At 67.7% G+C, this 22,378-nt stretch carries 22 protein-coding genes; 12 read left to right on the top strand and 10 right to left on the bottom strand.

What is annotated here, in order from left to right:
- Positions 1–2 precede the first annotated feature (2 nt).
- A complete protein-coding gene (locus tag BLR75_RS25015; RefSeq protein ID WP_084315002.1) occupies positions 3–791 on the top strand; it encodes a YfaP family protein in 789 nt (262 codons plus the stop codon).
- A 249-nt stretch (positions 792–1,040) separates the two neighbouring features.
- On the opposite strand, the gene BLR75_RS25020 is transcribed toward BLR75_RS25015, so the two are convergent.
- The 5 genes from BLR75_RS25020 to gatC are packed head-to-tail and all read right to left on the bottom strand — an operon-like array spanning position 1,041 to position 5,089.
- Positions 1,041–1,427 (bottom strand): carboxymuconolactone decarboxylase family protein, encoded by a 387-nt coding sequence (locus BLR75_RS25020; protein WP_084315003.1) that lies wholly within the window; start codon positions 1,425–1,427, stop codon positions 1,041–1,043.
- A 14-nt stretch (positions 1,428–1,441) separates the two neighbouring features.
- Positions 1,442–1,819, bottom strand: a complete 378-nt coding sequence (locus tag BLR75_RS25025; RefSeq protein ID WP_084315004.1) for a septal ring lytic transglycosylase RlpA family protein — start codon at positions 1,817–1,819, stop codon at positions 1,442–1,444.
- Between the two features lie 52 nt (positions 1,820–1,871).
- A complete protein-coding gene (gene gatB / locus BLR75_RS25030) occupies positions 1,872–3,317 on the bottom strand; it encodes an Asp-tRNA(Asn)/Glu-tRNA(Gln) amidotransferase subunit GatB (RefSeq protein WP_084315005.1) in 1,446 nt (481 codons plus the stop codon).
- Between the two features lie 11 nt (positions 3,318–3,328).
- Positions 3,329–4,783 carry an Asp-tRNA(Asn)/Glu-tRNA(Gln) amidotransferase subunit GatA gene (gene gatA / locus BLR75_RS25035; protein ID WP_090416169.1) on the bottom strand — a complete coding sequence of 485 codons (1,455 nt, stop codon included), beginning with the start codon at positions 4,781–4,783 and terminating at the stop codon, positions 3,329–3,331.
- 18 nt (positions 4,784–4,801) lie between these two features.
- Positions 4,802–5,089 (bottom strand): Asp-tRNA(Asn)/Glu-tRNA(Gln) amidotransferase subunit GatC, encoded by a 288-nt coding sequence (gatC, locus tag BLR75_RS25040; protein WP_084315006.1) that lies wholly within the window; start codon positions 5,087–5,089, stop codon positions 4,802–4,804.
- 236 nt (positions 5,090–5,325) lie between these two features.
- Here gatC and mreB point away from each other — a divergent pair, with 236 nt between their 5' ends.
- The 8 genes from mreB (at position 5,326) to tldD (ending at position 16,303) form a co-directional block, all read left to right on the top strand.
- Positions 5,326–6,363 carry a rod shape-determining protein MreB gene (gene mreB, locus BLR75_RS25045; protein WP_084315007.1) on the top strand — a complete coding sequence of 346 codons (1,038 nt, stop codon included), beginning with the start codon at positions 5,326–5,328 and terminating at the stop codon, positions 6,361–6,363.
- A gap of 36 nt (positions 6,364–6,399) precedes the next feature.
- Positions 6,400–7,443 carry a rod shape-determining protein MreC gene (gene mreC, locus BLR75_RS25050; protein ID WP_090416170.1) on the top strand — a complete coding sequence of 348 codons (1,044 nt, stop codon included), beginning with the start codon at positions 6,400–6,402 and terminating at the stop codon, positions 7,441–7,443.
- Positions 7,443–7,931: a rod shape-determining protein MreD gene (gene mreD, locus BLR75_RS25055; protein WP_084315009.1), complete on the top strand. Its 489-nt coding sequence runs from the start codon at positions 7,443–7,445 to the stop codon at positions 7,929–7,931. The genes mreC and mreD overlap by 1 nt, the downstream gene beginning before the upstream one ends.
- A 45-nt stretch (positions 7,932–7,976) precedes the next feature.
- On the top strand, positions 7,977–8,561 hold the full coding sequence (locus BLR75_RS25060; protein WP_084315010.1) for a Maf family protein: 585 nt from the start codon (positions 7,977–7,979) through the stop codon (positions 8,559–8,561).
- 97 nt (positions 8,562–8,658) lie between these two features.
- On the top strand, positions 8,659–10,116 hold the full coding sequence (rng, locus tag BLR75_RS25065) for a ribonuclease G (RefSeq protein WP_084315011.1): 1,458 nt from the start codon (positions 8,659–8,661) through the stop codon (positions 10,114–10,116).
- Positions 10,117–10,130: 14 nt separating this feature from the next.
- Positions 10,131–13,955, top strand: a complete 3,825-nt coding sequence (locus BLR75_RS25070; protein WP_084315012.1) for a YhdP family protein — start codon at positions 10,131–10,133, stop codon at positions 13,953–13,955.
- 54 nt (positions 13,956–14,009) lie between these two features.
- The gene (locus BLR75_RS25075; protein WP_084315013.1) at positions 14,010–14,858 is read left to right on the top strand and encodes a carbon-nitrogen hydrolase family protein; all 849 of its coding nucleotides are present in this window, start codon (positions 14,010–14,012) and stop codon (positions 14,856–14,858) included.
- Between the two features lie 2 nt (positions 14,859–14,860).
- Complete coding sequence (tldD, locus tag BLR75_RS25080) at positions 14,861–16,303, top strand: metalloprotease TldD (protein ID WP_084315014.1); 1,443 nt, start codon at positions 14,861–14,863, stop codon at positions 16,301–16,303.
- Between the two features lie 87 nt (positions 16,304–16,390).
- Here the strand turns inward: tldD and yjgA are convergent, their stop codons facing one another.
- Positions 16,391–16,915 (bottom strand): ribosome biogenesis factor YjgA, encoded by a 525-nt coding sequence (gene yjgA / locus BLR75_RS25085; protein ID WP_084315015.1) that lies wholly within the window; start codon positions 16,913–16,915, stop codon positions 16,391–16,393.
- A gap of 121 nt (positions 16,916–17,036) precedes the next feature.
- On the opposite strand from yjgA, the gene pmbA reads away from it, so the two are divergent.
- The 3 genes from pmbA (at position 17,037) to fumC (ending at position 20,261) form a co-directional block, all read left to right on the top strand.
- Positions 17,037–18,386: a metalloprotease PmbA gene (gene pmbA, locus BLR75_RS25090; RefSeq protein ID WP_084315016.1), complete on the top strand. Its 1,350-nt coding sequence runs from the start codon at positions 17,037–17,039 to the stop codon at positions 18,384–18,386.
- A 113-nt stretch (positions 18,387–18,499) separates the two neighbouring features.
- On the top strand, positions 18,500–18,892 hold the full coding sequence (locus tag BLR75_RS25095) for a FagA protein (protein WP_084315017.1): 393 nt from the start codon (positions 18,500–18,502) through the stop codon (positions 18,890–18,892).
- Positions 18,885–20,261: a class II fumarate hydratase FumC gene (gene fumC / locus BLR75_RS25100; RefSeq protein WP_084315018.1), complete on the top strand. Its 1,377-nt coding sequence runs from the start codon at positions 18,885–18,887 to the stop codon at positions 20,259–20,261. The genes BLR75_RS25095 and fumC overlap by 8 nt, the downstream gene beginning before the upstream one ends.
- Before the next feature lie 151 nt (positions 20,262–20,412).
- Here fumC and BLR75_RS25105 read toward each other — a convergent pair whose 3' ends face one another.
- Genes BLR75_RS25105 through hpf form a run of 4 tightly spaced genes read right to left on the bottom strand, consistent with a single transcriptional unit; the run spans position 20,413 to position 22,364 of the window.
- Positions 20,413–20,685 (bottom strand): HPr family phosphocarrier protein, encoded by a 273-nt coding sequence (locus BLR75_RS25105; RefSeq protein WP_084315019.1) that lies wholly within the window; start codon positions 20,683–20,685, stop codon positions 20,413–20,415.
- Positions 20,686–20,717: 32 nt separating this feature from the next.
- The gene (gene rapZ, locus BLR75_RS25110; RefSeq protein ID WP_084315020.1) at positions 20,718–21,575 is read right to left on the bottom strand and encodes an RNase adapter RapZ; all 858 of its coding nucleotides are present in this window, start codon (positions 21,573–21,575) and stop codon (positions 20,718–20,720) included.
- A 6-nt stretch (positions 21,576–21,581) separates the two neighbouring features.
- Entirely contained in the window at positions 21,582–22,046 is a 465-nt protein-coding gene (gene ptsN / locus BLR75_RS25115; RefSeq protein ID WP_084315021.1) for a PTS IIA-like nitrogen regulatory protein PtsN, read from the bottom strand.
- 9 nt (positions 22,047–22,055) lie between these two features.
- The gene (hpf, locus tag BLR75_RS25120) at positions 22,056–22,364 is read right to left on the bottom strand and encodes a ribosome hibernation-promoting factor, HPF/YfiA family (RefSeq protein WP_084315022.1); all 309 of its coding nucleotides are present in this window, start codon (positions 22,362–22,364) and stop codon (positions 22,056–22,058) included.
- Positions 22,365–22,378 lie beyond the last annotated feature (14 nt).

Raw genomic sequence — 22,378 nt, forward strand, 5'->3', positions numbered from 1 at the left:
CGATGCGATTCAACCTTTTCCTGCTGTTCGCCGCCTTGCCGTTCGCGCTGGCCAATGCCGGCGACATCCGCCTGGATACCCCGAGCGGCGGCTGGCGCCAGTCCTCGGGGGAGGGCGAGCGATTCATCCAGACGGTGAACTACCCGGCCTCCTCGGTGAACACCCCGGCCGGCCAGGCCGATGCGGCGCGGATCAGGGGGCAGATCGCCGCCATGGCGAAATCCCCCGACCCGGCGCGGCTGGTGGTGAATGGCGTGAGCATGCCGCTCAAGCTGGACGACGCGGGCGGCTTCGACCGGCCGTTCGTCTTCCCCAACGGCAGCAACAGCGTGGAAGTGCGCAGCCCGGATGGCGGTTCAGGGAAGCGTGTGCAGTTCTACAGCAGCGGCGCCGGCCGGGTGCCGGCCAAGCTGCGCGTGCTGCTGTCCTGGGACAGCGACAACACCGACCTCGACCTGCACCTGGTGACGCCGGACGGCGGGCATGTCTGGTATGGCGACCGTTCGCTGGCCAACGGCACGGCGCTGGATGTCGACGTGACCACCGGCTACGGCCCGGAAATCATCGCCAGCCCGTCGCCGCTGAAGGGGCAGTATCTGGTCTACGTCAACTATTACGGCGGCGGCTACGGCGCGAGCGACGGGCAGGTGAGGGCGGCGCAGGAACTGACCACGGCGCAGATCACCGTCATCACCGAGGAAGGCACGGCCAACGAGAAGCAGGAGTCCTTCCTGGTGCCGATGCGCGCGCCGGGGGAGCTGACGCTGGTGCGGCGGTTCAGTTATCCGTAACGCGGAAACGTACACAAGCCAGCTTGCTGGCAAATGGCGTGGCCGAATTCGCGAGCAAGCTCGCTCCTACGAAAAGCGGGCTATGGGTGTTCCGCCTGCCACGCGTCGATCACTTCCTGCGCAGTCCGGGTAGGGCGCATAACGCGCCAGCGTTATCCGCCATCCCATCGGCGTGGCGTTATCGGCGGATGAAGCGTTCCGCTTCATTCGCCCTACGCCAGCGATTGGCCATGCCCGCGACAGGCGTGATTACGCCTGATCGGCCTGCCACGCATCGATCACTTCCTGCGCCGCGCGGAAGGCGTCGATGGCCGCGGGGACGCCGGCGTACACCGCGCAATGCAGCAGCGCCTCGCGGATTTCCTCCACCGTGCAGCCGTTGTTCAGCGCGCCGCGCACGTGGCCTTTCAGTTCCTGCGGGCATTTCAGGGCGGTCAGTGCGGCCAGGGTGATCAGGCTGCGGGTCTTGCGCGGCAGGCCGTCGCGGGCCCAGACGGCGCCCCAGGCGTGTTCGTTGACGAAGTCCTGCAGCGGCAGGGTGAATTCCGTGGCGTTGTTCATGGCGCGGTCGACGAAGGTGTCGCCCATCACTTCGCGGCGTACCTGCTGGCCGCGCTGCTTGTCCTGCTCACTCATCGGTTACTTCCTTTTCAGTCGAGGCTTTGCACGCGCACCGGGGCGACGCCGCTGCGGACCATGCCGATGGCGTCGGCGGCGCGGCGCGAGATATCGATGATGCGGCCGCGCACGAAGGGGCCGCGATCATTGATGCGGACCACCACGCTGCGGTCGTTGTCGAGATTGGTGACCCGCACCCGGGTGCCGAACGGCAGGCTGCGGTGCGCCGCGGTCAGCGCGCCGGGGTCGTAGCGTTCGCCGCTGGCGGTGCGTTTGCCGGCGTGGCGCTTGCCATAGTAGGAAGCCTTGCCGGTTTCGTCGTAACGGCTTTCGCCGACCTGACCGGCACAACCGGCGAGCAGCAGGGCGCAGGCCACGAGAAACGGTATGGGGCGGAGACGTAGATACATAGGGACTCCTGGGAACAAAAAGACGCCGGGGTAAACCCGGCGTCCATATGACTCAGGATTCGAGCTTTTTCTTCAGCAGTTCGTTCACCTGGCCCGGGTTGGCCTTGCCTTTGGAGGCCTTCATCGCCTGGCCGACGAAGAAGCCGAACATCTTGCCGCGCTTGGCCTCGTCGGCGGCGCGGTACTGTTCGACCTGCTCGGCGTTGGCCGCCAGCACTTCGTCGAGCATGCTCTCGATGGCGCCGCTGTCGGTGACCTGCTTGAGGCCCTTGGCCTCGATGATCTGGTCGGCGGAGCCTTCGCCGTTGGCCATGGCCTCGAAGACCATCTTGGCGATCTTGCCGGAGATGGTGTTGTCCTTGATCCGCAGGATCATGCCGCCCAGCTGTTCGGCGGAAACCGGCGACTGCTCGATCTCCAGGCCGTCCTTGTTGAGCAGGCTGGACAGCTCGCCCATCACCCAGTTGGCCGCCAGCTTGGCGTCGCCGCAGATGCCCTGGACCTTTTCGAAGTAGTCGGCCATCTCGCGGCTGGCGGACAGCACGCTGGCGTCGTAGGCGGACAGGCCGTACTGGCTCTCGAAACGCTCGCGCTTCTGGTCCGGCAGTTCCGGCAGGTCGCCGCGCAGGGCTTCGAGGAAGCTCGGCTCGATCACCACCGGCAGCAGGTCGGGGCAGGGGAAGTAGCGGTAGTCGTTGGCTTCTTCCTTGCTGCGCATGGAGCGCGTCTCGTCCTTGTTCGGGTCGTACAGGCGGGTTTCCTGCACTACCGTGCCGCCGTCCTCGATCAGGTCGATCTGGCGCTGCACTTCGTGGTTGATCGCCTTCTCGATGAAGCGGAAGGAGTTGACGTTCTTGATCTCGGCGCGGGTGCCGAACTCGGCCTGGCCCTTCGGCCGCACCGAGACGTTGCAGTCGCAGCGCAGCGAGCCTTCGGCCATGTTGCCGTCGCAGATGCCGAGGTAGCGCACCAGGGCGTGGATCGCCTTGACGTAGGCCACGGCTTCCTTGGCGCTGCGGATGTCCGGCTCGGAGACGATCTCCAGCAGCGGCGTGCCGGCGCGGTTCAGGTCGATGCCGCTCATGCCGTGGAAGTCTTCGTGCAGGCTCTTGCCGGCGTCCTCTTCCAGGTGCGCGCGGGTGATGCCGATGCGCTTGACGGTGCCATCTTCCAGGGTGATGTCCAGGTGGCCCTTGCCGACGATCGGCAGCTCGAACTGGCTGGTCTGGTAGCCCTTGGGCAGGTCCGGGTAGAAGTAGTTCTTGCGCGCGAAGACGTTGCGCGGGGCGATGTGCGCGTCGATCGCCAGGCCGAACTTGCAGGCCATGCGCACGGCTTCCTCATTGAGCACCGGCAGGGTGCCGGGCATCGCCAGGTCGACCAGGCTGGCCTGGGTGTTGGCCTCGGCGCCGAAGGTGGTGGCGCTGCCGGAGAAGATCTTCGATTGGGTGGCGAGCTGCGCGTGGATTTCCAGCCCGATCACGGTTTCCCATTGCATGTGAGTCGTCCTCAGAATCCTTCGGGTGCGCGTTTGTGCCAGTCGGTCGCCAGTTGGTACTGGTGCGCGACGTTGAGCAGGCGGCCTTCCTGGAAGTATGGCGCCAGAAGCTGCACGCCGACCGGCAGTCCGTCGACGAAGCCGGCGGGCATGGACAGGCCCGGGATGCCGGCCAGGTTGGCGGTGATGGTGTAGATGTCTTCCAGGTACTGGGCGACCGGGTCGTCGTTCTTCTCGCCGATCTTCCAGGCCGGGTTCGGCGTGGTCGGGCCGAGGATCACGTCGACTTCATTGAACGCGGCGACGAAGTCGTTCTTGATCAGCCGGCGGATCTTCTGCGCCTGCAGGTAGTAGGCGTCGTAGTAGCCGGCGGACAGCGCGTAGGTGCCGACCATGATGCGGCGCTTCACTTCCGCGCCGAAGCCTTCGGCGCGCGAGCGCTTGTACAGGTCTTCGAGGTTCTGCGGGTTCTCGCAGCGATAGCCGTAGCGCACGCCGTCGAAGCGCGACAGGTTGGAGCTGGCCTCTGCGGGCGCGATCACGTAGTAAGCCGGGATGGCGTGCTGCATGTTCGGCAGGGAGATGTCCTTCACCGTGGCGCCGAGCTTCTTCAGCTCTTCCACGGTAGCCATCACGGCGTCGGCGATGCGGCTGTCGAGGCCGGCGCCGAAGTATTCCTTCGGCAGGCCGATGCGCAGGCCGGCCAGCGGCTTCTGCAGGGCGGCCAGGTAGTCGTCCACCGGCTGGTCGACGCAGGTGGAGTCCTTCGGATCGAAGCCGGCCATGGCGCCCAGCATCAGCGCGCAGTCCTCGGCGGTGCGCGCCAGCGGGCCGGCCTGGTCGAGGCTGGAGGCATAGGCGATCATGCCCCAGCGGGAGACGCGGCCGTAGGTCGGCTTGATGCCGGTGAGGTTGGTCAGCGCCGCCGGCTGGCGGATCGAGCCGCCGGTGTCGGTGCCGGTGGCGGCCGGGATCAGGCGCGCGGCGACCGCGGCGGCCGAGCCGCCGGAGGAGCCGCCGGGTACGCGCTGCAGGTCCCAGGGGTTGTGCGCCGGGCCGTAGTAGCTGGACTGGTTCGACGAGCCCATGGCGAATTCGTCCATGTTCAGCTTGCCGAGGCTCACGGCGCCGGCATTGGCCAGGCGCTCGACGACGGTGGCGTCGTAGGGCGAGACGAAGTTGTCGAGGATCTTCGAGCCGCAGCTGGTGCGCACGCCCCTGGTGCAGAACAGGTCCTTGTGGGCGATCGGCGCGCCGAGCAGGGCGCCGGCCTCGCCATTGGCGCGCCGTTCGTCGGCGGCCCTGGCCTGTTGCAGGGCCGGTTCCGCGGTGACGCTGATGAAGCTGTTCAGTTGCGGGTCGAGCTGCTGGATGCGGGCCAGCAGGGCACGGGTCAGCTCTTCGGCGGAGAACTGCTTGTCGGCGAGGCCGCGGGCGACTTCGGCGAGGGTCAGTTGATGCAGCATGTGTCCGTGTCCTTCCTGTTACTCGATGACTTTCGGGACCAGGTACAGCCCCTCTTCCACGGCCGGTGCGATGGCCTGGTAGTCGTCTCGGCGGTTTTCCTCGGTGACCCGGTCGGCGCGCAGGCGCTGGGTGGCTTCCAGCGGGTGCGCCAAGGGCTCTATCCCGGTGGTGTCGACGGCCTGCATGCGGTCGATCAGGCCGAGGATGTCGTTGAGGGTTTCAGTGGTGCGTGGAAGGTCGGCTTCATCCAGCCCGAGGCGGGCAAGATGGGCGATTTTCTCCACGTCGGAGCGTTCAAGCGCCATCGGAAGTCTCCAGCTAGAGCGGCCAGCGTCGGATGGTCGCATGGCCGGACGAAACGGGCGGGGAACGGTTCCCGCAGCAGGCGGTCTGAAGCCGCTGGGACGGGCCTTGCAGACCCGGGAAACGGACGAATTTAACACAATGCCGCCTTGCCCAAAATCCCCGTCATTGTTAGAGTTTGCCGCACTTTTTTACCCGCGCATTCTTCACCCACGCTTCATCCAGGGTTCCTTTCACCATGTTCAAAAAACTGCGTGGCATGTTTTCCAGTGATCTGTCGATCGACCTGGGCACGGCCAATACCCTTATTTATGTGCGCGAGCGCGGCATCGTCCTGAATGAACCTTCGGTAGTCGCCATCCGCAGCCATGGCAGCCAGAAAAGCGTGGTGGCCGTCGGTACCGACGCCAAGCGCATGCTCGGCCGTACTCCCGGCAACATCGCCGCCATCCGCCCGATGAAGGACGGCGTGATCGCCGACTTCAGCGTCTGCGAGAAGATGCTGCAGTACTTCATCAACAAGGTTCACGAAAACAGCTTCCTGCAGCCCAGCCCGCGCGTGCTGATCTGCGTTCCGTGCAAGTCCACCCAGGTGGAACGCCGCGCCATCCGCGAATCCGCCCTGGGCGCCGGCGCCCGCGAGGTGTACCTGATCGAGGAACCGATGGCCGCCGCGATCGGCGCCGGCCTGCCGGTGGAAGAAGCCCGCGGCTCGATGGTCGTCGACATCGGCGGCGGCACCACCGAGATCGCCCTGATCTCCCTCAACGGCGTGGTCTACGCCGAATCCGTACGTGTCGGCGGCGACCGCTTCGACGAAGCCATCGTCACCTACGTGCGCCGCAACTACGGCAGCCTGATCGGCGAATCCACCGCCGAGCGCATCAAGCAGGAAATCGGCGCCGCCTACCCGGGCAGCGAAGTCCGCGAAGTCGACGTGCGTGGCCGCAACCTGGCCGAAGGCGTGCCGCGCAGCTTCACCCTGAACTCCAATGAAGTGCTCGAAGCGCTGCAGGAATCCCTGGCGACCATCGTCCAGGCGGTGAAGAGCGCGCTGGAGCAGTCCCCGCCGGAACTGGCTTCCGACATCGCCGAGCGCGGCCTGGTGCTGACCGGCGGCGGCGCGCTGCTGCGCGACCTGGACAAGCTGCTGGCCCAGGAAACCGGCCTGCCGGTGATCGTCGCCGAAGACCCGCTGACCTGCGTGGCGCGTGGCGGTGGCCGTGCGCTGGAAATGATGGACCGCCATTCCATGGACCTGCTCTCCACCGAATAACGGTGGAGAGTGCCTTCGCTTAGCCGGGAGCGGGCCATCAAACCGCTATTTTCCAAAGGGCCCTCGCTGGGTGTGCGCCTGGTGGCGCTCGCCGTGCTGTCGGTGAGCCTGATGGTGGTCGACGCGCGCTTCGACTACCTCAAGCCCGTGCGCAGCCAGATGGGGCTGGTGCTGACCCCCTTCTACTGGCTCGCCGACCTGCCGGTGCGTGCCTGGGAAGGCGTGCGCGAGCAGTTCACCAGCCGCAGCGAGCTGCTCGCCGAGAACGAGCGCCTGAAGGCCGAATCCCTGCTGATGCATCGCCGCCTGCAGAAGCTGGCGACCCTCACCGAACAGAACGTGCGCCTGCGCGAGTTGCTCAACTCCGCCGCGCTGGTGGACGACAAGGTGCTGGTCAGCGAACTGATCGGCGTCGACCCCAACCCCTTCACCCAGCGCATCCTGATCGACAAGGGCGAGCAGGATGGCGTGTTCCAGGGCCAGCCGGTGCTCGACGCCAGCGGCCTGATGGGCCAGGTGGTCGAGGTCATGCCCTATACCGCGCGGGTCCTGCTGCTCACCGACACCACCCACAGCATTCCGGTGCAGGTCAACCGCAACGGCCTGCGCGCCATCGCCGTCGGCACCGGCAATCCGGAGCGCCTGGAGCTGCGTTTCGTCGCCGATACCGCCGATATCAAGGAAGGCGACCTGCTGGTCAGCTCCGGCCTCGGCCAGCGCTTCCCGGCCGGCTATCCAGTGGCGGTGGTCAAGGAAGTGCTGCACGACACCGGCCAGCCGTTCGCCGTCGTCCGCGCCGTGCCGACCGCCAAGATGAACCGCAGCCGCTACGTGCTGCTGGTGTTCAGCGATCGCCGCACGCCGGAGCAGCGCGCCACCGAAGCCGCCGAGGCGCAGGTCGAGGCCGACCGCAAGGCCGCCGAGTCCGCCACCCCGCCGGCCCCCGTCCAACCCGCGCAACAGCCAGGCGCCGCCGCTCCGCAGCCGGCCACGCCCGCCGCGCCGGCCAGCGCGCACGCCCCCACGGCGCAGGCGCAACCGGCCGCTCCCGCGCAGTCTGCCGAAAGGAATCGCCACTGATGGCTTCCCAGGGTTCGCGAAACGGCTGGGTGATCTGGCTCAGCCTGCTGCTGGCGCTGCTGCTGTCCGTCGCGCCGCTGTGGAACTTCATGGAGATCGGCCGGCCGCTGTGGCTGGCGATGGTGCTGACCTACTGGGTGCTCTACCTGCCGCACAAGGTCGGCATGGTCAGCGCCTGGATCCTGGGACTGGGCGAGGACGTGCTGTACGGCAGCCTGCTCGGGCAGAACGCGCTGGTCCTCAGTTTCATCGTGTTCCTCGTGCTGTCCCTGCAGCAGCGCCTGCGCATGTACCCGGTGTGGCAGCAATGTCTGGTGCTGCTGGTGGTCTTCGGCCTGGCGCAGCTGGTCCAGCTGTGGCTCAACACGCTGACCGGCAATCGCCCGCCGACCCTGGTGTTCCTGCTGCCGGCGCTGGTCAGCGCGCTGCTCTGGCCGTGGGTCCACGCCCTCCTGAAAAGCCTGCGCCTGCGTCTGAACGTCAACTGATTCCCGCCGGGCGCCGGTCAAACCTTATCCGACTTGGGAGTCGAGATGCCGCAGCTTTACCTGGCCTCCAGTTCGCCGCGTCGCCGAGAGCTTCTGGCGCAGATCGCCGTGCCGTTCCACGGCGTTCCCGCCAATATCGACGAAACTCCGCTTCCCGCCGAATCCCCCGAGGCCTATGTCGAACGCCTGGCGCGGAACAAGGCCCAGGCCGGCCTGAACATGCTCGCCCAGCGCGCCGACGTCTGCGTGCTCGGCGCCGATACCGCGGTGGTGCTGGACGGGCGCATCCTCGGCAAGCCGCTCGACCGCGACGACGCGCTGGCCATGCTGCGCCAACTGTCCGGCCGCGAGCACCAGGTGCTGACCGCGGTGGCGCTGGCCGACCGCCAGCGCTGCGAAGCGCGGGTGGTGAGCAGCCGGGTGCAGTTCCGGGCGATTTCCGACGCCGAGGCTGAAGCCTACTGGGCGACCGGCGAGCCACAGGACAAGGCCGGCGGATATGCTATCCAGGGACTGGCGGCGATCTTCGTCAGTCGCGTGGAAGGGAGCTACAGCGCGGTCGTCGGCCTGCCGCTGTGCGAAACCGCGGAGTTGCTGGCTGACTTCTCGATTCCTTGCTGGCAGTCTTGAGCGGACAGGCAGTCCTGAACGGATGGCAGTCCTGAACGGAGCGGATAGGCAGTAGCGCCGCTTGCCGGGCGCAATACAAGTACAAGGAAGAGGGCGCATGAGCGAAGAGATCCTGATCAATATCACGCCGATGGAATCGCGCGTGGCGGTGGTGGAGAACGGCGTCCTGCAGGAAGTCCACGTCGAGCGCACGCAACGGCGCGGCATCGTCGGGAATATCTACAAGGGCAAGGTGGTGCGGGTGCTGCCCGGGATGCAGGCGGCCTTCGTCGACATCGGCCTGGAGCGCGCCGCCTTCATCCACGCGGCGGAGATTTCCACCCGCGAAGGCAGCGCGGTGGAGAGCATCAGCGCGCTGGTGCACGAGGGCCAGAGCCTGGTGGTGCAGGTCACCAAGGACCCGATCGGCACCAAGGGCGCGCGGCTGACCACCCAGCTGTCCATCCCGTCGCGCTACCTCGTGTACATGCCGCGCACCAGCCATGTCGGCATTTCCCTGAAGATCGAGGACGAAGTCGAGCGCGAGCGCCTCAAGCGCGTGGTCGCCACCTGCGTCGAGGCCGAGGGCATCGTCGAGCAGGGCGGCTTCATTCTGCGGACCGCCGCCGAGGGCGCGGGCGAGGACGAGATCCTCGCCGACATCCGCTACCTGCGCCGCCTGTGGGACCAGATCGCCGCGCAGATCCAGACGGTCGGCGCGCCGACCCTGATCTACGAGGACCTGTCCCTGGCGCTGCGCACCCTGCGCGACCTGGTCAACCCGCGAATCGAGAAGATTCGCGTCGATTCCCGGGAAAACTTCCAGAAGATCACGCAGTTCGTCGAAGAACTGATGCCGGAGATCGCCGATCGCCTGGAGCACTACCCGGGCGAGCGGCCGATCTTCGATCTCTATGGCGTCGAGGACGAGGTGCAGAAGGCGCTGGAGCGCAAGGTGCTGCTGAAGTCCGGCGGCTACCTGATCATCGACCCGACCGAGGCGATGACCACCATCGACGTCAACACCGGCGCCTTCGTCGGCCACCGCAACCTCGAAGAGACCATCTTCAAGACCAACCTCGAGGCCGCCACGGCGATCGCCCGCCAGCTGCGCCTGCGCAACCTCGGCGGGATCATCATCATCGACTTCATCGACATGGAGGACGAGGATCACCGCCGTCAGGTGCTGCGCACCCTGGAGAAGCAGCTCGAACGCGACCACGCCAAGACCAACATCATCGGCATCACCGAACTCGGCCTGGTGCAGATGACCCGCAAGCGCACCCGCGAAAGCCTGGTGCAGGTGCTCTGCGAGCCCTGCCCGTGCTGCCAGGGACGCGGCAACCTGAAGACCGCCGAGACCATCTGCTACGAGATCTTCCGCGAGATCCTCCGCGAGGCGCGGGCCTACCAGGCGGATTCCTACCTGGTGCTGGCCAACCAGAAGGTGGTCGACCGCCTGCTGGACGAGGAATCCGGCAACGTCGCCGATCTCGAGACCTTCATCGGCCGCACCATCAAGTTCCAGGTCGAGCCGATGTATTCCCAGGAGCAATATGACGTGGTCCTGCTCTAAGGCGTTCCGCTGAGATGGAACGCTTCGCCCGCCTGCTGGCCTCGGCGCTGCGCCTGCTGCTGGCGCTGTGCGCGCTGGGGCTGGTGCTGCTCGCGCTGTACGTCAGCCTCGGGCGCGAGCTGGCGCCGCTGGTCGGCGAATACCGCGAGGAAGTGGCCCGCGAAGCCAGCGAGCGGACCGGCCTGCCGGTGCGGATCGGCACGCTGGAAGGGCACTGGCGCGGTTTCGCGCCGGTGGTGGTGGCGCGCGACATCCAGCTCGGCGAGGGCGACGAGACGGTGCGCCTGGAACAGGCGCGGCTGACGCCGCATGTGCTCGACAGCCTGCTGACCCGCCAGTTGCGCATCGACCGGCTGGAACTGGACGGACTGCACCTGGCGCTGCGCGAGGACGCGGATGGCCAATGGCAGGCGGAAGGCCTGCCGGCGCGGCGTGCCGGCGGCGATCCGGGGAAGCTGCTGGAAGCGCTCGCGCTGCCCGCGCGCCTGTCGCTGACCGGCAGCCAGATCGTCCTGCTGCCCCACGACGGCGAGCCGCTGGTGCTCAACCACCTGGGCCTGACCCTGCGCAACGGCGCCGGCGGACGCCAGCGCCTGGACGGGCGGATGAACCTGCCGGACGGCCAGCCGCTGGCGCTGCGCATCGATGGTCGGTTGAACCACGACGACTGGCGGCGCAGCGCCCTGCGCGCCTATCTCAGCCTGCCGCAGAGCGACTGGTCGAAATGGCTGCCGCCCAGCCTGACCCGCGGCTGGCGCCTGGCCGAGCTGAAGGCCGGCGGCGAAGTCTGGCTGAATGTCGAGGATGGCCAGCCCCGCACCGGCGCGGCCCGCCTGCACGCGCCGCGGCTGGTGGCCAGCTACGACGAGCGCGAGCCGGTGACGGTGGGCGATCTCGGCGTGAGCCTGTTCTTCCAGCGCGATGGCGACGACCTGCGCCTGCGCGTGGCGGACCTCGCCGCCAACCTCGGCGATACCCGCTGGGGCGAAGTGGAAATGGAACTGCTGCACCAGAGCCAGGGCGAGGAGCGCTGGCAACTGCGCGCCGACCGCCTCGACCTGGCGCCGCTGGCCGCCACCGTGCAGGCGCTGGCGCCGCTGCCGGATGCGGCGGTGACCTGGCTGCAGGGGCTGCAGCCGCACGGCGTGCTGCACAACGTCAACCTGGACTTCTGGCCGCGGCGCCAGGGCGCCGGCCGGGTCGCCTATGCGGCCAACCTGGAGCGGGTCGGCGTCAGCGCCTTCCACGAGGTGCCGGCGGTGGAGAACGTCGGCGGCACCTTCAGCGGCAACCTCGGCGGCGGCCGGCTGGATGCGTCGGCGCAGGACCTTTTGCTGCACCTGCCGCGGCTGTTCCCCGAGCCCTGGCGCTATCGCAGCGCCCACGCGCGGCTGTTCTGGACGCTGGACGAGCAGGCCCTGACCCTCGGCAGCCACCTGATGCGGGTCGAGGGCGACGAGGGACGGCTGGCCGGCGACATGCTGATCCGCCTGATGCGCGATCCGTCGCGGGAAGACTACATGGACCTGCGGGTCGGCCTCAGCGACGGCGATGCGCGCTTCACCGACAAGTACCTGCCCAGCGCCCTGCCGTCGATGAACAAGAACCTGACCGAGTGGCTGCATACGGCGATCAAGGGCGGGCGCATCGAGCAGGGCTATTTCCAGTGGCAGGGCGACCTGCACCACGATGCGCCGCCCGAGGCCCACGCCATGAGCCTGTATTTCCGCGTGCACGACGCCGAGCTGGACTACCAGCCGGGCTGGCCGGCGCTCAGCCAGGCCGATGGCGAGGTGTGGGTCGAGGACAGCGGCGTGCGGGTCGAGGCCTCCGGCGGCAACATCCTGCAGAGCCGGGTGCGCGACGTGACGGTGGACATTCCCCATGTGGAACCGGGCGAGGTCAGCCATCTCCACGTCAAGGGCGGGATCGACAGCAGCGTCGGGGATGGCCTGAAGATTCTCCAGGATTCGCCGATCGGCAGGAACCAGACCTTCGCCGGCTGGCAGGGCGAGGGCGCGCTGAAAGGCGAGCTGCAGCTGGACATCCCGCTGGCCAAGGGCCAGGTAGGGCAGTCGCGGGTGATAGTCGACTTCGCCGCCGATGGCGCGCGGCTGCAGATTCCCAAACCGGAGCTGGAGCTGACCCGGCTCGCCGGCGCCTTCCGCTACGACACCGACAGCGGCCTCAGCGCGCGCAACGTCAGCGCCCAATGGCGCGGCACGCGGCTCAGCGGCAGCATTCGCGCCGAGGGCAGCAAGGGCAATCCGCGCACGCGGGTGCTGGCTTCCGGCCAGGTGCCGGTGCCGACGCTGCTGGAGTGGGGCGGCGTGAGCAAGGCCGTGCCGGTGCAGGGACGGGTTCCCTACCAGCTGGACCTGCTGCTGGCCGGCCGGGACAGCCAGCTGCAGGTCGGCTCGAACCTGCAGGGCGTGGCCATCGACCTGCCGGCGCCGTTCGGCAAGGCCTCCGACGAAAGCCGCCAGGCGAACTGGCGCATGACCCTGGACGGCGACGAACGGCGCTACTGGGCGACCTATGCCAACCTCGCCAGCCTCGCCTATGCCGCTCCGGCGGACCGCCCGCTGGCCGGGCGCGGCAGCCTGCAGCTGGGCGGCGGTACTGCGGTCCTGCCGGGGGGCTCGGGGCTGCAGGTGCGCGGCCGGGTGGCCCAGGTGGATGCGGAGGCCTGGCAGGCCGTGCTGAAGAAGTACGCCGGCGGCGACGTGCAGGGGGCGAGCGGCCTGCTGCGCAGCGCCGATCTGCGGATCGACCGTTTCAGCGGCTTCGGCCAGATCCTGGAAAACCTCACGCTGGACCTGCGGCGCGTCGGCAGCAGTTGGCAGCTCGGCCTGGTCAGCGCCCTGGCCAGCGGCCAGGTGGTGATTCCCGACCTGCGCAGCCAGCCGCTGCAGGTGCGCCTGGACCGCCTGAGCCTGCCGAAGAGCGAGGCCATCGAGGCGCAGGACCCGTCGCAGGTGCCCGATCCGCTGCAGAACGTCGACCCGCACAGCCTGCCGGCGATGGACGTGAGCATCCGGCAGATACTGCTGGGCGGCAAGCCGGTCGGCGCCTGGAACTTCCGCGTGCGGCCGACGCCCGCCGGCGCGAGTTTCGACAACCTCGACCTGGACCTGCGCGGATTGCACGTCGGCGGCGCCATGCGCTGGGAAGGGCAGGCCGGCGCGAGCCGCAGCTTCTACAAGGGCCGCCTGGAGGGCAAGGCGCTGGAGGATGTGCTGGCGGCCTGGAATTTCGCCCCGAGCGTCACCAGCGAACGCTTCCGCCTGGACGTGGATGGCTACTGGCCCGGCTCGCCGGCGCACATCAGCCTGCGCCGCTTCGGCGGCACCCTCGACGCCAGCCTGCGCAAGGGCCAGTTCGTCGAGGTGGAGGGCGGCGCCCAGGCGCTGCGGGTGTTCGGCCTGCTCAACTTCAACGCCATCAACCGCCGCCTGCGCCTGGACTTCTCCGACCTGCTGGGCAAGGGCCTCAGCTATGACCGGGTGGAAGGTGTGCTGGCGGCCACCGACGGGGTCTACGTCACCCGCCGGCCACTGAAGGTGGAGGGGCCGTCCAGCGACCTGGAGCTCAACGGCACCCTCGACCTGGCCCACGACCAGATCGACGCCAAGCTGCTGGTGACCCTGCCGGTGACCAACAACCTGCCGCTGGCCGCGCTGATCGTCGGCGCGCCGGCGGTGGGCGGCGCGCTGTTCGTCGTCGACAAGCTGCTCGGCGACCGCGTGGCGCGCTTCGCCAGCGTGCAGTACAGCGTGCGCGGTCCCTGGCAGAACCCGAGGATCGCCTTCGAGAAACCCTTCGAGAAACCTCGCTGAGCAGACCGGCCGTGCATCGGTTAGCATGGAGCGGAAACGCTGCCGGAGCCCTTCATGTCGATCGCCGTGATCCAGATGGTCAGCCAGGATGATGTCCTGGCCAATCTCGCCGCCGCGCGCCGACTGCTGCAACAGGCCGCCGCCGACGGCGCGCGGCTCGCCGTCCTGCCGGAGAACTTCGCCGCCATGGGCCGCCGCGACCTCGCCGAGCTGGGCCGCGCAGAGGCGCAGGGCGACGGGCCGATCCTGCCCTGGTTGAAAGACACCGCCCGCGACCTCAACTTGTGGATAGTGGCGGGCACCATTCCGCTGCCGCCGGAAGGCCAGCCGGAGGCCAAGGCCAACGCCTGTTCCCTGCTGGTCGACGAGTGCGGCGAAGTGGCCGCCCGCTACGACAAGCTGCACCTGTTCGACGTCGACGTGGCGGATGGCCGCGGCCGTTATCGCGAGTCCGACGACTACGCCTTCGGCCAGCGCGTGGTGGTGGCCGACACCCCGCTCGGCCGCGTCGGCCTGACGGTGTGCTACGACCTGCGCTTCCCCGAACTGTACACCGCGCTGCGCGAGGCCGGGGCGGAGTTGATCAGCGCGCCATCGGCCTTCACCGCGGTCACCGGCGCGGCGCACTGGCAGGTGCTGGTCCGCGCGCGGGCCATCGAGACCCAGTGCTACATGCTGGCGGCGGGGCAGGGCGGCAGCCATCCCCGCGGCCGCGAAACCTACGGACACTCGGCGATCGTCGATCCCTGGGGATCGGTCCTCGCCGAACAGGACAAGGGCGAGGCCGTGCTGCTGGCGCGGCGCGACGCCGAGGAACAGGCGGCCATCCGGCAACGCATGCCGGTGGCGGCACACAGAAGATTCTTTCCGCCGGCGGAACCACGCCCGGCGCGTACGGAGTGAATATGAGCGAGTTGTTGTCTTCCGTCAGCGAGCACCTGCTGGTCCCCGGCGGGCTGGATATCGAGCAATTGCCGCCGCTGCTGCATGAGCTGAGCGGCCCGGGCATCGATGCCGCGGACCTGTACTTCCAGAGCCAGGTGTCCGAGTCGTGGATGCTCGAGGACGGCATCGTCAAGGAAGGCAGCTTCCACATGGACCAGGGTGTCGGCGTGCGCGCGCAGTCCGGCGAGAAGACCGGCTTCGCCTACAGCAACGCCATCACCCGCGAGGCCCTGAGCCAGGCCGCGCAGGCCGCGCGCTCGATCTCCCGCGCCGGGCAGAACGGCCGCGTGCAGGCCTTCAAGGCGGTGGCGCCGCAGCGCCTGTACCAGGGCGACAACCCGCTCGACGTGCTGAGCCGGGCGGAGAAGGTCGAGCTGCTGAAGCAGATCGACGCCGCCACCCGCGCCCTCGACCCGCGCATCCAGCAGGTCACCGTGAGCCTGTCCGGCGTCTGGGAGCAGGTGCTGGTGGCCGCGGCCGACGGCTCGCTGGCGGCGGACATCCGCCCGCTGGTGCGTTTCAACGTTGGCGTGATCGTCGAGCAGAACGGCCGTCGCGAGCGCGGCGGGCACGGCGGCGGCGGGCGCACCGACTACCGTTATTTCCTTCAGGAGGACAGGGCCATGAGCTACGCCCGCGAGGCGTTGCGCCAGGCGCTGGTCAACCTGGAAGCGGTCCCGGCGCCGGCCGGCAGCCTGCCGGTGGTGATGGGCGCCGGCTGGTCCGGCGTGCTGCTGCACGAGGCGGTCGGCCATGGCCTGGAAGGCGATTTCAACCGCAAGGGCAGTTCCGCCTACAGCGGGCGGATGGGCGAGAAGGTCGCCTCCAGCCTGTGCACCATCGTCGACGACGGCACCCTGGCCGGTCGCCGCGGCTCGCTGTCGGTGGACGACGAAGGCACGCCGACCCAGTGCAACGTGCTGATCGAGAACGGCGTGCTCAAGGGCTACATGCAGGACAAGCTGAACGCCCGCCTGATGGGCGTGGCCCGCACCGGCAACGGCCGCCGCGAGTCCTACGCGCACCTGCCGATGCCGCGCATGACCAATACCTACATGCTGGCCGGACAGAGCGATCCGGCGGAAATCATCGCCTCGGTGGACAAGGGTATCTATTGCGCCAACCTCGGCGGCGGGCAGGTGGACATCACCAGCGGCAAGTTCGTCTTCGCCACCAGCGAGGCCTACCTGATCGAGAACGGCAAAATCACCCGTCCGGTGAAGGGCGCGACCCTGATCGGCAACGGTCCGGAAGTGATGAGCAGGGTGTCGATGGTCGGCAACGACCTGGCGCTGGACAGCGGCGTCGGCACCTGTGGCAAGGATGGGCAGTCGGTGCCGGTGGGCGTCGGCCAGCCGACCCTGAAGATCGACGCGATCACCGTCGGCGGGACTGGCGCGTGAGGCAGCTCCAGGCTTCAGGCGATAGGCCACAGGTTGGCGCGGCCGGTTATCCGCTTGCAGCCTGTAGCTTGTCGCTTGCGGCTGCCTTTAACGCAGGCCGCGTTTCAGCTCGTCCAGTTCGCGGATGTACTTGAAGATCTTCCGCGCGGCGGCCGGCGGCTTGTTGTGGGCAGCCTCGTGCTGGGCGTGGCGGATCAGTTGCAGCAGGTGCTGGCGGTCGCTGTCCGGATATTCGGCGAAGAAGCTCGCCAGGGCCTCGTCGCCGCCGCTGACCAGGCGATCGCGCCAGCGCTCGAGGGCGTGGAAGCGTTCGTTGTACTCGCGGGTCGAGCTGTCCAGCTGGTCGATCAGCGCGATGATGGCCTCGATGTCCTGGTCGCGCATCAGCTTGCCGATGTATTGCACGTGGCGTTTCTTGGCCACGTTGGCCTTGTGCTTGGGCGCGTCGGCCAATGCCTTGCGCAGCATGTCGGTAAGCGGCAGGCGGTCCAGTACATCGGGCTTGAGCGTGGTCAGGCGTTGACCGAGGTCCTGCAGGGCGTGCAGCTCGCGTTTGATCTGCGACTTGCTCTTCTCTTCGAAGAGCGAATCGTCGTCTTGAAATTCAGCCATGGCGGTGGTCCAGAAGAAAATGCCGCCATGATAACGAGTCGAGGGCCGCTTGTCCGGCCCGGCCGGATCGGCGCAGGGCGCGCACGCCCCGCCAGCGGCGCTTGAACAGGAGAGTGGTGCGATGAACGAACATGCCACGGCCGTAGGGCCGGACGTCCTCCCGGAGCTGCGCGAGCAGGTCGAGCGGATCATTGCCGAGGCCAACCGCCAGGGTGCCAGCGCCTGCGAGGTGGCGGTGTCGGTGGAGCAGGGGCTGTCCACCAGCGTGCGCCAGGGCGAGGTGGAAACCGTCGAGTTCAACCGCGACCAGGGTTTCGGCATCACCCTGTACCTCGGCCAGCGCAAGGGCTCGGCGAGCACCTCGGCCACCGGCGAGGAGGCGATCCGCGAGACGGTCGCCGCCGCCCTGGCCATCGCCCGCCACGCTTCCGAAGACGATTGCGCCGGGCTGGCGGACAAGGCGCTGATGGCCCGCGAGATTGCCGACCTGGACCTCTACCACGCCTGGTCGCTGACCCCGGACCAGGCGGTGGAACGCGCGCTGGCCTGCGAGGCGGCGGCGTTCGCCACCGATCCGCGGGTGACCAAGGCCGACGGCACCACCCTGAACACCCACCAGGGCTGCCGCGTCTACGGCAACAGCCACGGCTTCGTCGGCGGCTACGCCAGCACCCGGCACAGCCTGAGCTGCGTGATGATCGCCGAGGGCGAAGGGCAGATGCAGCGCGACTATTGGTACGACGTCAATCGTCGCGGCGAGCTGCTCGACAGTCCCGAATCCATCGGCCGCCATGCGGCGCTGCGGGCGGCGCGCCGGCTGGGCGCGCGGCCGGTGCCGACGACCGAGGTGCCGGTGCTGTTCGCGCCGGAGATCGCCGTCGGCCTGTTCGGGCATTTCCTCGCGGCGATTTCCGGCGGCAACCTCTACCGCAAGTCGTCCTTCCTCGAAGGCACCCTTGGCCAGCGCCTGTTCCCGGAATGGCTGACCCTCGACGAGCGCCCGCTGCTGCGCGGCGCGCTGGGCAGCGCGGCGTTCGACAACGACGGCCTGGCGACCTACGCCAAGCCTTTCGTCGAGAACGGCAAGCTGGTGTCCTACGTGCTGGGCACCTATTCCGGCCGCAAGCTGGGCCTGCCGAGCACCGCCAACGCCGGCGGCGTGCACAACCTGTTCGTCACCCATGGCGAATCCGACCAGGCTGCCCTGATCCGCCAGATGGGCCGTGGCCTGCTGGTGACCGAACTGATGGGGCAGGGCGTGAACCTGGTGACCGGCGACTACTCGCGCGGCGCCGGCGGCTACTGGGTGGAGAACGGTGAAATCCAGTTCCCGGTGCAGGAAGTCACCATCGCGGCGAACCTGCGCGACCTGTTCAAGGGCATCGTGGCGATCGGCAACGACATCGAGACCCGCGGCAACCTGCACACCGGTTCGGTGCTGGTGGAGCGCATGATGGTCGGCGGGAACTGATTCCCGCGATTCCGCACTTCCTTACCCGTCCCGGCAAGCCGCTCTTCCCGAGCGGCTTGTCTTTTTCTTTTTCGCAAACAATAATCAATCTCATTATCTCTTGAGGGATTGTCATGTTTGCGCAACTCGAAAGCCCGGTGCTCGGCCGCTGGTACTGGATGAGCACCCGCATCCGCTGCGCCCTGCAGCCCGACGAACCGCGCCTGCTGGACCTGTTCCTCAACGAAACGCGCTACCTGATCGCCTGGGAGCGCGTGCCGGCCTGGCTGCTGTTCGAGAAGTGCTACCAGCTCTTCCTCGATACCGCCCACGACATCGCCCTGCCCTGGCACTGGCGCGTGCAGTGCCTCAACCACGCCTACCGGCCGTTCCACGAACTGCAGTGCCTGGTCCGCAGCCGCGAGCAGCGCTGCCGCCTGCACCAACTGGCGATGCGCCTGGCGAACCAGGACATGCAGCCATCCCTGAGTTACCACGAACCGCAAGAAGGAATCGAGAATGACTGACAGCCGTATCGAACGCGACAGCATGGGTGAACTGGCGGTGCCCGCCGCGGCGCTGTACGGGGCGCAGACCCAGCGGGCGGTGAACAACTTCCCGGTCAGCGGCCAGCGCATGCCGCTGCCGTTCATCCGCGCCCTGCTGCTGGCCAAGGCCGCCGCCGCCCGCGCCAACGTCGCGCTGGAGCAGCTCGATGCGGAAACCGGCAGCGCCATCGTCGCCGCCTGCGAGGAACTGCTGGCCGGTGACTGCAGCGAACACTTCCCGGTGGACGTGTTCCAGACCGGCTCGGGCACCAGCTCCAACATGAACGCCAACGAGGTGGTCGCCACCCTGGCCGGCCGCCGCCTGGGCCGTCCGGTCAATCCCAACGACCAGGTCAACTGCGGGCAGAGCAGCAACGACATCATTCCCTCGACCATCCACATCAGCGCCGCGCTGGAAATCCAGGGGCGCCTGCTGCCGGCCCTGAATCACCTGCAGCAGACCATCGAGCGCAAGGCCGGCGAGGTGCACCGGCACATCAAGACCGGCCGCACCCACCTGATGGACGCCATGCCGGTGCGCCTGAGCCAGGTGCTCGGCGGCTGGGCACAGCAGGTGCGGCAGGCCTCCGTCCATCTCGAAGCGGTGCTGCCGGCACTGCAGCAGCTGGCCCAGGGCGGCACCGCGGTGGGCACAGGGGTCAACGCCCACCCGCAGTTCTCCGCGCGCTTCTGCCAGGAGCTGAACGCGCTGACCGGACTGGAATTCCGCCCGGGCGACGATTTCTTCGCCCTGATCGGCGCACAGGACACCGCGGTGGCCGCTTCCGGGCAACTGAAGACCCTGGCCGTGGCGCTGATGAAGATCGCCAACGACCTGCGCTGGATGAACTCCGGCCCGCTCGCCGGCCTCGCCGAGATCGAGCTGGAAGCGCTGCAGCCGGGCTCGTCGATCATGCCCGGCAAGGTCAACCCGGTGATTCCGGAGGCCACGGCGATGGTCGCCGCGCAAGTGATCGGCAACGATGCCACCATCGCGGTGGCGGGCCAGTCCGGCAACTTCGAGCTGAACGTCATGCTGCCGGTGATCGCCGACAACCTGCTGCAGAGCATCCATCTGCTGGCCAACGTCAGCCGCCTGCTGGCGGACAAGGCCATCGCCAGCTTCAGGGTCAACGAGGCCAGCCTGCGCGAGGCGCTGTCGCGCAACCCGATCCTGGTGACCGCGCTGAACCCGATCATCGGCTACCAGAAGGCCGCGGAGATTGCCAAGCAGGCCTACCGCGAAGGCCGGCCGATCATCGACGTGGCGCTGGAGAACATCGATCTCGACCGCTCCCGCCTGGAAACCCTGCTGGACCCGGAGAAGCTCACCGCCGGCGGTCTCTGATACCTCGCAGATCCGCGTACCTGCGCCCGACGGGGGCGATGCTGTTGGTGGTGGCGCGGGAGATCATGCCCGGGTCGCCGCGCCATGGGGAAACCGGCGCGGCGACTCGTGGGCTGATGTTGGTGGGGATGGCGCTGGAGGGGGGGGCGCGTTACTCGCCTTCGTCGAACTTGTTGTTGATCAGCTCGACCAGCGCCTGCAGCGCGGCTTCGTCCTGCTCGCCTTCCGTACTGAGGTGCAGGTTGGTGCCCTTGCCGGCGGCGAGCATCATCACCGACATGATGCTCTTGCCGTCGACGTAGCTTTCCGGGCTGCGCCCGACACGGATCTGACAAGGAAAGCGCCCCGCCACGCCGACGAACTTTGCGGCCGCACGTGCATGCAGACCGAGCTTGTTGATGATGGTGATTTCGAGGGCGGGCATCGCGAGGGGCTGTCCTTTTGTTGTGTGTTGCGCTAGCTCAGGTCGCGGTGGCGAATCTGTACGTTCTGCAGGGTTTCGACGAGTGCCTTGCCGAGGCGTTCGGCTATGTATACCGAGCGATGATGACCGCCGGTGCAGCCGATGGCGATGGTGACGTAGGCGCGGTTGCTGGCGGCGAAGCGTGGCAGCCACTTGTTCAGGTAGGCGAGGATGTCCTGGTACATCTCCTCGACGTCGGGCTGAGCGGCCAGGTATTCCTGCACTTCGCGGTCCTGTCCGGACAGCTCGCGGAGCTCGGATTTCCAGTAGGGATTGGGCAGGCAGCGCACGTCGAAGACCAGGTCGGCGTCGATCGGCATGCCGCGCTTGAAACCGAAGGACTCGACCAGGAACGCGGTGCCCAGCGCCGGCTTGTTCAGCAGGCGCAGCTTGAGCACGTCGCGCAGCTGGTAGAGATTCAGGTGCGTGGTGTTCAGCTTGAGGTCGGCGAGATCGGCGATCGGTGCGAGCAACTTGCGCTCGTCGGCGATGGCTTCGGCCAGGGAGCGTGCATCGGTGGTCAGCGGGTGGCGCCGGCGGGTCTCGGAGAAGCGCTTGAGCAGCGTCTCGTCGTCGGCGTCCAGGTACAGCACGTCGCACTGGATGTGCTTGTCGCGGGCTTCCTGGAGCAGCTCGGGGAAGCGCTGCAGCTGGCTCGGCAGGTTGCGCGCGTCGATGGATACCGCGACCTGCGGATGCAGCAGCTCGGTATGCAGCAGCGCGCGCTGGGCGAGATCGGGCAGCAGGCTGGCCGGCAGGTTGTCGATGCAGTAGAAGCCGTTGTCTTCCAGCACATTGAGCGCCGTGCTCTTGCCCGAGCCGGAAAGGCCGCTGACGATGATCAGGCGCATGGCTGATTACCGGCCGTTCTGCACGTCCACCACGATCTGGTACAGCTCCTCGCCATTGCGCGCGCGGCGCAGGCGGTCGCGTACCTCGGAGCGGTCGAGCATGGAAGCGATCTGCCGCAGCAGTTCCAGGTGTTCCTCGGTGGCTGCCTCGGGCACCAGCAGGACGAACAGCAGGTCCACCGGCGCGGCGTCCAGCGCGTCGAAGTCGACCGGGGCGTCCAGGTGCAGGATGGCGCTGATCGGCGCCTCGCAACCGCTGAGGCGGCAGTGGGGGATGGCGATGCCATTGCCGAAGCCGGTGGAGCCCAGGCGTTCACGGGCCACCAGGCTTTCGAATATGTCTTGCGCGTCGAAACCCGGAAGTTCCCGGGCGATCAGGTTGGCGATTTGTTCGAGGACGCGCTTCTTGCTGCCGCCCGGCACGTTCACGAGGGAACGGCCGGGGGTCAGGATCTGCTCAAGTCGGATCATAGGGAGGGGTTAGCGAACTCCAACACCTTGCTGGCGTTCGAGGAACTTTTCCTTGTGCTTGATGAGCTGACGGTCGAGCTTGTCGGTCAGCAGGTCGATGGCTGCATACATGTCTTCATGTTCGGCGCAGGCTACAACTTCGCCACCTGCGATGTGCAGGGTGGCCTCGATCTTCTGCTTCAGCTTCTCGACCTCCATGATGACCTGAACATTGGTGATCTTGTCGAAGTGGCGCTCCAGACGGCTGAGTTTCTCGCCGACATAGTCGCGCAGGGCGTCGGTCACATCCAGTTGATGGCCACTGATGTTGACTTGCATACCGCTTTCTCCTT

Source organism: Pseudomonas jinjuensis (genome assembly GCF_900103845.1).
GTDB classification, from domain to species: Bacteria; Pseudomonadota; Gammaproteobacteria; order Pseudomonadales; family Pseudomonadaceae; genus Pseudomonas; species Pseudomonas jinjuensis.

Excerpts from the sequence above, each read along its gene's own strand:
- rng (WP_084315011.1), top strand. The coding sequence starts at position 8,659 with ATGAGCGAAGAGATCCTGATCAATATCACGCCGATGGAATCGCGCGTG.
- BLR75_RS25025 (WP_084315004.1), bottom strand. The coding sequence starts at position 1,819 with ATGTATCTACGTCTCCGCCCCATACCGTTTCTCGTGGCCTGCGCCCTG.
- ptsN (WP_084315021.1), bottom strand. The coding sequence starts at position 22,046 with ATGATCCGACTTGAGCAGATCCTGACCCCCGGCCGTTCCCTCGTGAAC.
- tldD (WP_084315014.1), top strand. The coding sequence starts at position 14,861 with ATGAGCGAGTTGTTGTCTTCCGTCAGCGAGCACCTGCTGGTCCCCGGC.
- fumC (WP_084315018.1), top strand. The coding sequence starts at position 18,885 with ATGACTGACAGCCGTATCGAACGCGACAGCATGGGTGAACTGGCGGTG.
- hpf (WP_084315022.1), bottom strand. The coding sequence starts at position 22,364 with ATGCAAGTCAACATCAGTGGCCATCAACTGGATGTGACCGACGCCCTG.
- gatC (WP_084315006.1), bottom strand. The coding sequence starts at position 5,089 with ATGGCGCTTGAACGCTCCGACGTGGAGAAAATCGCCCATCTTGCCCGC.
- yjgA (WP_084315015.1), bottom strand. The coding sequence starts at position 16,915 with ATGGCTGAATTTCAAGACGACGATTCGCTCTTCGAAGAGAAGAGCAAG.
- rapZ (WP_084315020.1), bottom strand. The coding sequence starts at position 21,575 with ATGCGCCTGATCATCGTCAGCGGCCTTTCCGGCTCGGGCAAGAGCACG.
- pmbA (WP_084315016.1), top strand. The coding sequence starts at position 17,037 with ATGAACGAACATGCCACGGCCGTAGGGCCGGACGTCCTCCCGGAGCTG.
- BLR75_RS25020 (WP_084315003.1), bottom strand. The coding sequence starts at position 1,427 with ATGAGTGAGCAGGACAAGCAGCGCGGCCAGCAGGTACGCCGCGAAGTG.
- gatB (WP_084315005.1), bottom strand. The coding sequence starts at position 3,317 with ATGCAATGGGAAACCGTGATCGGGCTGGAAATCCACGCGCAGCTCGCC.
- mreD (WP_084315009.1), top strand. The coding sequence starts at position 7,443 with ATGGCTTCCCAGGGTTCGCGAAACGGCTGGGTGATCTGGCTCAGCCTG.
- BLR75_RS25060 (WP_084315010.1), top strand. The coding sequence starts at position 7,977 with ATGCCGCAGCTTTACCTGGCCTCCAGTTCGCCGCGTCGCCGAGAGCTT.
- gatA (WP_090416169.1), bottom strand. The coding sequence starts at position 4,783 with ATGCTGCATCAACTGACCCTCGCCGAAGTCGCCCGCGGCCTCGCCGAC.
- mreB (WP_084315007.1), top strand. The coding sequence starts at position 5,326 with ATGTTCAAAAAACTGCGTGGCATGTTTTCCAGTGATCTGTCGATCGAC.
- BLR75_RS25070 (WP_084315012.1), top strand. The coding sequence starts at position 10,131 with ATGGAACGCTTCGCCCGCCTGCTGGCCTCGGCGCTGCGCCTGCTGCTG.
- BLR75_RS25105 (WP_084315019.1), bottom strand. The coding sequence starts at position 20,685 with ATGCCCGCCCTCGAAATCACCATCATCAACAAGCTCGGTCTGCATGCA.
- BLR75_RS25075 (WP_084315013.1), top strand. The coding sequence starts at position 14,010 with ATGTCGATCGCCGTGATCCAGATGGTCAGCCAGGATGATGTCCTGGCC.
- BLR75_RS25015 (WP_084315002.1), top strand. The coding sequence starts at position 3 with ATGCGATTCAACCTTTTCCTGCTGTTCGCCGCCTTGCCGTTCGCGCTG.
- BLR75_RS25095 (WP_084315017.1), top strand. The coding sequence starts at position 18,500 with ATGTTTGCGCAACTCGAAAGCCCGGTGCTCGGCCGCTGGTACTGGATG.